This is a genomic window from Oceanobacter sp. 1_MG-2023 (genome assembly GCF_030689025.1).
Taxonomy (GTDB): domain Bacteria; phylum Pseudomonadota; class Gammaproteobacteria; order Pseudomonadales; family Oceanobacteraceae; genus Oceanobacter.
In genome coordinates this window covers 1-11,957 of record NZ_JAUYWA010000042.1, presented here as the reverse complement: position 1 = coordinate 11,957, position 11,957 = coordinate 1, and the positions used below count along the sequence as shown (strand labels likewise).

The 11,957-nt window shown below is 54.1% G+C and carries 1 protein-coding gene; it reads left to right on the top strand.

All coding sequences use genetic code 11. The features are described from left to right. Window positions 1-11,957: cadherin repeat domain-containing protein (locus Q8W22_RS16365; RefSeq protein ID WP_305453080.1), on the top strand; the 11,957-nt coding region annotated here is incomplete at both ends.

Below are 11,957 nucleotides of genomic sequence, written 5' to 3'. Positions count from 1 at the left end.
GTCACCTTGTTGGCGGATGCCGACTACGAAACCAAACCAAGCTACAGCTTTACCGTCACCGCCACCGATGGGGCCGGAAACCACACGGACCAAGCCGTCACCTTGGCGGTCAATGATCTGGATGAGTCAGGACCGGTATTTAACTCCGGGACTCTGGCAGATGCCATTGACGAAAACTCTGGCGCCAGCTCGGTTATTTACACCGCAGCGACCGATGACGCGACAGCGGTTTATAGCCTCTCGGGGGCTGATGCTGCTTTGTTCAGCATTAATTCAGCCACAGGTGACGTTGCCTTGTTGGCCGATGCTGATTACGAAACTAAAGCCAGTTACAGCTTTACTGTCACCGCTACCGATGGAGCCGGTAACCACACAGATCAAACTGTCACCATGGCGGTGAATAACCTGGATGAAGTGGCACCGACGATTACTTCTGGCGCTATCGCCACTGCCATCGATGAAAACAGCGGTGTTGGGCAAGTGGTGTATACCGCCACCGCTGATGACTCTGCTGATATTTCGGATGGCGTGGTTTTCTCGCTCTCCGGTGACGATGCCGCGTATCTCTCGATTGATGACAGCACCGGTGAAGTCACCTTGTTGGCCGATGCCGACTATGAGACCAAGTCCAGTTACAGCTTTACCGTCACAGCTACTGATGGGGCGGGTAACCACACGGACCAAGCCGTTACGCTGGCGGTCAATAACCTCGATGAAGTGGCACCGACGATTACCTCTGGTGATACCGCCACTGCCATCGATGAAAACAGCGGTGCTGGGCAGGTGGTGTATACCGCTACCGCTGATGACTTCGCGGATATCTCCGATGGTGTGGCTTTCTCGCTCTCAGGCGACGATGCCGCGTATTTCAGCATCAACTCCGCTACAGGCGAAGTCACTTTGTTGGCGGATGCCGATTACGAAGCCAAAGCTAGCTATTCATTTGTAGTCACAGCAACTGATGGGGTTGGTAACTTTACCGATCAAACCGTTACGCTGGCGGTTAATGATCTGGATGAAGCAGCACCGACGATTACCTCTGGCGCTACGGCCACTGCGATAGCTGAAAACAGCGGTTCTGGGCAGGTGGTGTATACCGCTGTCGCTGATGACTCTGCCGATATTTCTGATGGCGTGACTTTCTCGCTCTCTGGCGACGATGCCGCGTACTTCAGCATCAACTCAGCCACCGGCGAAGTGACTTTGTTGGCCGATGCCGACTACGAAACCAAACCAAGCTACAGCTTTACCGTCACCGCTACCGATGGGGCGGGTAACCACACAGATCAAACTGTCACCCTGGCGGTGAATAACCTGGATGAAGTGGGGCCTGTATTTACCTCCGGGACTCTGGCGGATGCCATTGACGAAAATTCTGGTGCCAGCTCGGTTATTTACACAGCCACAACCAATGATGCGACGGCGGTTTATAGCCTCTCAGGCACAGATGCGTCACGGTTCAGCATCAACTCAGCCACAGGTGAAGTCACTTTGTTGGCGGATGCCGATTACGAGACCAAGTCCAGCTACAGCTTTACCGTCACCGCCACCGATGGAGCCGGTCACTTCACTGACCAGACCGTCACTCTGGCGGTTAATGATCTGGATGAAGTCGCACCGACGATTACCTCTGGTGATACCGCCACCTCGGTCGATGAAAACTCTGGTGCCGGGCAAGTGGTGTATACCGCTGTTGCTGATGACTCAGTGGATATTTCGGACGGCGTAACGTTTAGCCTCAATGGTACTGACGCGGCTTACTTCTCGATTGATGCCAGCACCGGTGAAGTCACCTTGTTAGCGGATGCGGACTACGAGACCAAACCAAGTTACAACTTTACTGTAATCGCCACCGATGGGACCGGTAACCACACGGACCAAGCCGTTACCCTGGCGGTCAATAACCTGGATGAAGTGGCACCGACGATTACCTCTGGTGATACCGCGACTGCCATCGATGACAACAGCGGTGCCGGCAGTGTGATTTATACCGCTGTTGCTGATGACTCAGTGGATATTTCGGACGGCGTAACGTTTAGCCTCAGTGGTACTGACGCGGCTTACTTCTCGATTGATGCCAGCACCGGTGAAGTGACTCTGTTGGCCGATGCTGATTACGAGACCAAGTCCAGCTACAACTTTACTGTCACCGCTACCGACGGAGCTGGTAACTTTACCAATCAGGCCGTTACCCTGGCGGTCAATAACCTGGATGAAGTCGCACCGACGATTACCTCTGGTGATACCGCGACTGCCATTGATGAAAACAGCGGTGCTGGCAGTGTGATTTATACCGCTACTGCGGATGACTCTGCAGATATCTCTGATGGCGTGACTTTCTCGCTCTCAGGCGACGATGCGACGTATTTCTCGATCGATGCCAGCACCGGTGAAGTCACCTTGTTGGCGGATGCGGACTACGAGACCAAACCAAGTTACAGCTTTACTGTCACCGCTACCGACGGAGCCGGTAACTTTACCGATCAAGCCGTTACCCTGGCGGTCAATAACCTGGATGAAGTGGCACCGACGATTACCTCTGGTGATACCGCCACCTCGGTCGATGAAAACTCTGGTGCCGGGCAAGTGGTGTATACCGCCACCGCGGATGACTCCGCAGATATCTCTGATGGCGTCACCTTCAGTCTGTCAGGCGACGATGCGGCGTATTTCTCAATTGATGCCAGCACCGGTGAAGTGACTTTGTTGGCGGATGCGGATTACGAAACCAAACCAAGCTACAGCTTTACTGTTACAGCCACCGATGGCGCCGGTCACTTCACTGATCAGACCGTGACGCTGGCGGTCAATGATCTGGATGAAGTGGCGCCAAGCATTACATCTGGCGCTACGGCTACTGCGATCGATGAAAACTCTGGTGCTGGGCAAGTGGTGTATACCGCCACCGCTGATGACTCTGCTGATATTTCGGACGGCGTAACGTTTAGCCTCAGTGGTACTGATGCGGCTTACTTCACCATTGATACCAATACTGGCGAAATGACTCTAAAAGCTGATGCTGACTATGAAACCAAGTCCAGCTACAGCTTTACCGTCACCGCCACCGATGGGGCTGGTAACTTCACTGATCAGACCGTCACTCTGGCGGTTAATGATCTGGATGAAGTCGCACCGACGATTACCTCTGGTGATACCGCCACCTCGGTCGATGAAAACTCTGGTGCCGGGCAGGTGGTGTATACCGCTGTTGCTGATGACTCAGTGGATATTTCGGACGGCGTAACGTTTAGCCTCAGTGGTACTGACGCGGCTTACTTCTCGATTGATGCCAGCACCGGTGAAGTCACCTTGTTGGCGGATGCTGATTACGAAACTAAAGCCAGCTACAGCTTTACCGTCACAGCCACCGATGGCGCCGGTCACTTCACTGATCAGACCGTGACGCTGGCGGTCAATGATCTGGATGAGTCAGGACCGGTCTTTAACTCCGGGACTCTGGCAGATGCCATTGACGAAAACTCTGGCGCCAGCTCGGTTATTTACACCGCAGCGACCGATGATGCGACGGCGGTTTATAGCCTCTCGGGGGCTGATGCGTCACTGTTCAGCATTAATTCAGCCACCGGCGAAGTGACTTTGTTGGCTGATGCCGACTATGAGACCAAGTCCAGTTACAGCTTTACCGTCACCGCTACCGATGGGGCTGGTCACTTCACTGATCAGACCGTCACCCTGGCGGTCAATAACTTGGATGAAGCAGCACCGACGATTACCTCTGGTGATACCGCCACTGCCATCGATGAAAACAGCGGTGCCGGGCAAGTGGTGTATACCGTTGTTGCTGATGACTTCGCGGATATCTCCGATGGTGTGACTTTCTCGCTCTCAGGCGACGATGCGGCGTACTTCAGCATCAACTCCGCTACAGGCGAAGTGACTTTGTTGGCGGATGCCGACTACGAAACCAAACCAAACTACAGCTTTACCGTCACCGCCACCGATGGAGCCGGTAACCACACCGATCAAACCGTCACCCTGGCGGTCAATAACCTCGATGAAGTCGCACCGACGATTACCTCTGGTGATACCGCGACTGCTATCGATGAAAACAGCGGTGCCGGGCAAGTGGTGTATACCGCTGTTGCTGATGACTCTGCTGATATTTCTGATGGCGTGACTTTCTCGCTCTCTGGCGACGATGCCGCGTATTTCAGCATCAACTCCGCCACCGGCGAAGTGACTTTGTTGGCCGACGCTGATTACGAGACCAAACCAAGCTACAGCTTTACTGTTACAGCCACCGATGGGGCCGGTAACCACACGGACCAAGCCGTCACCTTGGCGGTCAATGATCTGGATGAAGTGGCACCGACGATTACGTCTGGTGATACCGCGACTGCCATCGATGAAAACAGCGGTGCCGGGCAAGTGGTGTATATCGCTACTGCCAATGACTCTGCTGATATTTCTGATGGCGTAGTTTTCTCGCTCTCTGGCGACGATGCGGCGGATTTCAGCATCAACTCGGTAACCGGTGAAGTCACCTTATTGGCCGACGCTGATTACGAGACCAAACCAAGCTACAGCTTTACTGTTACAGCCACCGATGGGGCCGGTAACCACACGGACCAAGCCGTCACCTTGGCGGTCAATGATCTGGATGAAGTGGCACCGACGATTACGTCTGGTGATACCGCGACTGCCATCGATGAAAACAGCGGTGCTGGGCAAGTGGTGTATACCGCTGTTGCTGATGACTCTGCTGATATTTCGGATGGCGTAACGTTTAGCCTCAGTGGTACTGACGCGTCTTACTTCACCATTGATACCAATACTGGCGAAGTGACTCTAAAAGCGGATGCTGACTACGAAACCAAGTCCAGCTACAGCTTTACCGTCACCGCTACCGATGGGGCTGGTCACTTTACTGATCAAACCGTCACCCTGGCGGTGAATAACCTGGATGAAGAAGCGCCAAGCATTACGTCTGGCGCTACGGCCACCTCGATTGATGAAAACTCTGGTGCTGGGCAAGTGGTGTATACCGCCACCGCTGATGACTCTGCTGATATTTCGGACGGCGTAACGTTTAGCCTTGGCGGCACTGACGCGGCTTACTTCACCATTGATATCAATACTGGCCAAGTGACTCTAAAAGCGGATGCTGACTACGAGACCAAGTCCAGTTATAGCTTTACCGTCACCGCCACCGATGGGGCGGGTAACCACACAGATCAAACCGTTACGCTGGTGGTGAATAACCTCGATGAAGTGGCACCGACGATTACCTCTGGCGCTATCGCCACTGCGATCGACGAAAACTCTGGTGCCGGACAGGTGGTGTATACCGCTGTCGCTGATGACTCTGCTGATATTTCGGACGGCGTAACGTTTAGCCTCAGTGGTACTGATGCGGCTTACTTCACCATTGATACCAATACTGGCGAAGTGACTCTAAAAGCTGATGCTGACTATGAAACCAAGTCCAGTTACAGCTTTACTGTCACCGCTACCGACGGAGCTGGTAACTTTACCAATCAGGCCGTTACCCTGGCGGTCAATAACCTGGATGAAGCAGCACCGACGATTACCTCTGGTGATACCGCGACTGCGATCGATGAAAACTCTGGTGCTGGGCAAGTGGTGTATACCGCCACCGCTGATGACTCTGCTGATATTTCGGACGGCGTAACGTTTAGCCTTGGCGGCACTGACGCGGCTTACTTCACCATTGATACCAATACTGGCGAAGTGACTCTAAAAGCTGATGCTGACTATGAAACCAAGTCCAGCTACAGCTTTACCGTCACCGCCACCGATGGGGCTGGTCACTTCACTGATCAGACCGTGACGCTGGCGGTCAATGATCTGGATGAGTCAGGACCGGTATTTAACTCCGGGACTCTGGCAGATGCCATTGATGAAAACTCTGGCGCCAGCTCGGTTATTTACACCGCAGCGACCGATGACGCGACAGCGGTTTATAGCCTCTCAGGCACAGATGCGTCACTGTTCAGCATCAACTCTGCTACAGGCGAAGTCACCTTGTTGGCCGACGCTGATTATGAGAGCAAGTCCAGCTACAACTTTACTGTAATCGCCACCGATGGAGCCGGTAACCATACCGATCAAACCGTCACCTTGGCGGTCAATAACCTGGATGAAGCAGCGCCAAGCATTACATCTGGCGCTATCGCCACTGCGATCGATGAAAACAGCGGTGCGGGCAGTGTGATTTATACCGCTGTTGCTGATGACTCTGCTGATATTTCTGATGGTGTGACTTTCTCGCTCTCTGGCGACGATGCAGCGTATTTCTCGATCGATGCCAGCACCGGTGAAGTCACCTTGTTGGCCGATGCCGACTATGAGACCAAGTCCAGTTACAGCTTTACCGTCACCGCCACCGATGGGGCCGGTCACTTCACTGATCAAACTGTCACCTTGGCGGTGAATAACCTGGATGAAGCAGCGCCGACGATTACGTCTGGCGCTATCGCCACTGCGATCGATGAAAACAGCGGTGCTGGGCAGGTGGTGTATACCGCGGCCGCTGATGACTCTGCTGATATTTCGGACGGCGTAACGTTTAGCCTCAGTGGTACTGACGCGGCTTACTTCACCATTGATACCAATACTGGAGAAGTGACTCTAAAAGCGGATGCTGACTATGAAACCAAGTCCAGCTACAGCTTTACCGTCACCGCTACCGATGGAGCCGGTAACCATACCGATCAAACCGTCACCTTGGCGGTGAATAACCTCGATGAAGTGGCACCGACGATTACGTCTAGTGATACCGCGACTGCCATCGATGAAAACAGCGGTGCTGGCTCGGTTATTTACACAGCGATTATCGATGACTCCGCGGATATCTCGGACGGCGTAACGTTTAACCTCAGTGGTACTGATGCGGCTTACTTCACCATTGATACCAATACTGGCGAAGTGACTCTAAAAGCTGATGCTGACTATGAAACCAAGTCCAGCTACAACTTTACCGTCACCGCCACAGATGGAGCCGGTAACCACACCGACCAAATCGTTACTTTAGCAGTCAATAACCTGGATGAAGTCGCACCGACGATTACTTCTGGCGCTATCGCCACTGCGATCGATGAAAACAGCGGTGCCGGGCAAGTGGTGTATACCGCCACCGCTGATGACTCCGCAGATATCTCTGATGGTGTGACCTTCTCGCTCTCAGGCGACGATGCGGCGTACTTCTCGATTGATGCCAGCACCGGTGAAGTGACTTTGTTGGCGGATGCCGACTATGAGACCAAGTCCAGTTACAGCTTTATCGTCACAGCTACTGATGGGGCGGGTAACCACACGGACCAAGCCGTTACGCTGGCGGTGAATAACCTGGATGAAGTGGCACCGACGATTACATCTGGCGCTACGGCCACCTCGATCGATGAAAACTCTGGTGCCGGACAGGTGGTGTATACCGCGGCCGCTGATGACTCTGCCGATATCTCTGATGGTGTGACCTTCTCGCTCTCTGGCGACGATGCGGCATATTTCAGCATCAACTCAGCCACCGGCGAAGTCACCTTGTTGGCCGACGCTGATTACGAGACCAAACCAAGCTACAGCTTTACCGTCACCGCTACCGATGGAGCCGGTCACTTCACTGATCAGATCGTGACGCTGGCGGTCAATGATCTGGATGAGTCAGGACCGGTATTTACCTCCGGCACGTTGGCTGATGCCATTGATGAAAACTCTGGCGCCAGCTCGGTTATTTACACCGCAGCGACCGATGACGCGACAGCGGTTTATAGCCTCTCAGGCACAGATGCGTCACTGTTCAGCATCAACTCTGCTACAGGCGAAGTCACCTTGTTGGCGGATGCGGATTATGAGAGCAAGTCCAGCTACAACTTTACTGTAATCGCCACCGATGGAGCCGGTAACTTTACCGACCAAATCGTTACTTTAGCAGTCAATAACCTCGATGAAGTGGCACCAAGCATTACATCTGGCGCTACGGCTACTGCGATCGATGAAAACTCTGGTGCTGGGCAAGTGGTGTATACCGCCACTGCGGATGACTCTGCTGATATTTCTGATGGCGTGAGTTTCAGCCTGTCTGGTACAGATGCGTCACTGTTCAACATCAACTCGGTAACCGGCGAAGTCACCTTGTTGGCCGATGCGGACTACGAGACCAAGTCCAGCTACAACTTTACTGTAATCGCCACCGATGGGTCTGGTCACTTCACTGACCAGACCGTGACACTAGCGGTCAATAACCTCGATGAAGCAGCGCCGACGATTACCTCTGGTGCGACGGCTACCGCGATCGATGAAAACTCTGGTGCCGGCAGTGTGATTTATACCGCCACTGCTGATGACTCTGCTGATATTTCGGACGGCGTAACGTTTAGCCTTGGCGGCACTGACGCGGCTTACTTCACCATTGATACCAATACTGGCGAAGTGACTCTAAAAGCTGATGCCGACTACGAGACCAAGTCCAGCTACAGCTTTACCGTCACCTCTACCGATGGGGCCGGTAACTTTACCGATCAAGCCGTTACCCTGGCGGTCAATAACCTCGATGAAGTCGCACCAAGCATTACGTCTGGCGCTACTGCGACTGCTATCGATGAAAACAGCGGTGCTGGGCAGGTGGTGTATACCGCGGCCGCTGATGACTCTGCTGATATTTCGGACGGCGTAACGTTTAGCCTCAGTGGTACTGACGCGGCTTACTTCACCATTGATACCAATACTGGAGAAGTGACTCTAAAAGCGGATGCTGACTATGAAACCAAGTCCAGCTACAGCTTTACCGTCACCGCTACCGATGGGGCGGGTAACCATACCGATCAAATCGTTACTTTAGCAGTCAATAACCTGGATGAAGTGGCACCGACGATTACCTCTGGCGCGACGGCCACTGCCATCGATGAAAACTCTGGTGCGGGGCAAGTGGTATATACCGCTGCTGCGGATGACTCTGCTGATATTTCTGATGGCGTGAGTTTCAGCCTGTCTGGTACAGATGCGTCACTGTTCAGCATCAACTCGGTAACCGGCGAAGTCACTTTGTTGGCGGATGCCGACTACGAAACCAAACCAAGCTACAGCTTTACCGTCACCGCCACCGATGGGGCGGGTAACCACACAGATCAAACCGTCACCTTGGCGGTCAATAACCTGGATGAAGCAGCGCCAAGCATTACATCTGGCGCTACGGCCACCTCGATCGATGAAAACTCTGGTGCCGGACAGGTGGTGTATACCGCCACTGCGGATGACTCTGCTGATATTTCCGATGGTGTGACTTTCTCGCTCTCAGGTGACGATGCCGCCCTGTTTAGCATCGACAGCAGCACGGGTGAAGTGACCCTGTTGGCCGATCCCGACTACGAAACCCAATCCAGCTACAGCTTTACCGTCACCGCTACCGATGATGCCGGTAACCATACCGACCAAGCGGTTACCCTTGATGTCAACGACCTGGACGAAACCGCCCCGGTGTTCAGTTCGTTGAGTGCCGGGTTTATTGTCACCTGGACATCGGCAGGCCAGGACGGCTCATCGACGGGAGTGTATGCCCAACGTTACGATCTGGCAGGCCACCCGGTGGGTGAAGAAATACAGATCAATAGCTACAGCACCAATGCGCAATACGAATCCAGTGTGGCCGTTTATAACGATGGGCGTTGGTTGGTCAGCTATAGCAGTGATCGATCAGATGGTAATCGTTACTGGGAGACCTATGTTCAAAGTTATGATGCCGCAGGCAATGTGATCACCAGTGAATACGCGGTGAATACCATTAGCGCAAACTATCAATGGCGCTCTGAGGTAGCAACCTTGATCGATGGTCATGCCATCGTGGTTTGGGAGGAGAGCCATAATGGTGATATTATCGGAAACTGGCTGGATGCCGAGGGCAACCCCGTTGCGGGTAATATTGCTATTGATGATATTTCCGATTATCCATTCCAAAGCCCCAGCGTTGCCTCGCTGGCCGGTGGTGGCGTCGTGGTGGCATATGTAGTTACCGTTAGGTATTTGGGCCCTGGGATCTACGATGAGAATGCCATTGCCGTCAAGATTTACGGCGCCGATGGTGAGGTGGTGACGGCCGGGATTTATGCCAACAGTACAACCGCCGGTTCTCAAATTGAACCGGAGGTGACCGGATTAACGAACGGCGGTTTTGTGGTGGTCTGGCAATCCGAGAACCAGGATGGTTCTGGTTATGGTATCTATGCTCAGCGTTACGACGCCAATGGCAATACCCTGGGCGGGGAATTCCGGGTCAATACCGAGACGACCGGCAATCAACTGGATGCCAGTATCACCGCTCTGGAAGACGGTGGCTTTGTGGTGGTCTGGACGTCTTATGACCAGGATGGCAGCGGTATGGGGGTATTTGCCCAGCGTTACGATGCCGACGGCAATACCATTGATAGCGAATTCCAGGTCAATACCAGCACTGCCGGAAACCAGTCAGAGCCCGGTATCACTGCGCTGGCCAATGGTGGATTTATCATTACCTGGACATCCAGCGACCAGGATGGTGATGGCGATGGTGTGTATGCCCAAGTATACGATGCCGATGGTCATGCAGTAGGGAGCGAATACCGGGTTAACAGCTATACCAGTGATGACCAGAACGATGCATCCGTGGCAGGGATTATTCTCTCGGTGGCGGAAAACAGTGGTGCCGGGCAAGTGGTGTACACAGCCGTGGCTACCGACACCGATGACAAGGGCACGGATACCAGCGCCAGCGTAACGTACAGCCTCCAGGGCGACGACGCCAGCTACTTCAGTATTGACGCCATCACTGGTGAAGTCACCTTGTTGGCGGATGCGGACTACGAGACCAAACCAAGCTACAGCTTTACTGTTACAGCCACCGATGGTGTCGGTAATCAGGTCAATCAGGTGCTGGATATCGCGGTCAACAACCTTGATGAAATCGCCCCGGTCATTACTTCGGGCAGCAGCGTGAGTGTGGATGAAAATACCGCCATTGACTCTGTGATTCATACGGTCACCGCCGATGATTCCGGGGATATCTCCGGTGGCGTGACTTTCTCGCTCTCGGGCGACGATGCCGCACTGTTCAGCATCGATGCCAGCACCGGCGACGTCAGCCTCAACACCATACTGGATGCTGAAACCCGCACTGACTACTCATTGATCATCACTGTGACGGATGCGGCGGGTAACTACAGCAGTCAGGCTGTCGCCCTGACCGTGAATGATCTGGACGAATCCGCTCCAACCTTTACCTCCAGCGCCGCCGGTTACGTGGTGAGCTGGACGACCGCCGACGACGGCGACGGCAGCGGTATTGTAGGCCAACGCTACGACGCCAACGGCCAGACCCTGGGGGATGAATTCCAGATCAATACCACGGTGGCGGGAGACCAGAGCGAGTCCTCGGTAACAACCCTGCTTGACGGCAGCTTTATCGTGGTATGGACCACCGCCGACGACGGCGATGGCAGCGGTATTGTCAGCCAGCGGTTCAGCGCCAGCGGCGAGCGGATTGGCAGCGAAACCGTTATCAACAGCACCACCACCGGCAGCCAGAGCGCTGCGCAAGTCGAAGCACTGGGCAGCGGTGGTTACGTGGTGGTCTGGACCTCGAACGGTCAGGACGGTGACGCCGATGGCGTCTACGCCCGGATCTACGACGCCGACGGCAACGCGATCAGCGCTGAACTGGCGGTGAATAGCTACACGACAAATAATCAGAACGACGCCAGTGTTACCGCCCTGGCCGACGGCGGCTTTGTCGTGACCTGGACCTCCGAAAGCCAGGACGGTGGCTACTTCAGCACTTACCTGCAAATAGTTGATGCCGATGGCGTTACGGTGGGCAGCGAAACCCGCATCAACCATTACAACGACTACACCCAGGTAGAAACCGCCGTTACTGCACTGGCGAATGGTGGTTTTGTGGTGAGCTGGTCTTCCTGGGCTCAGGATGGCCAGAATTACGGCGTGTTTACTCG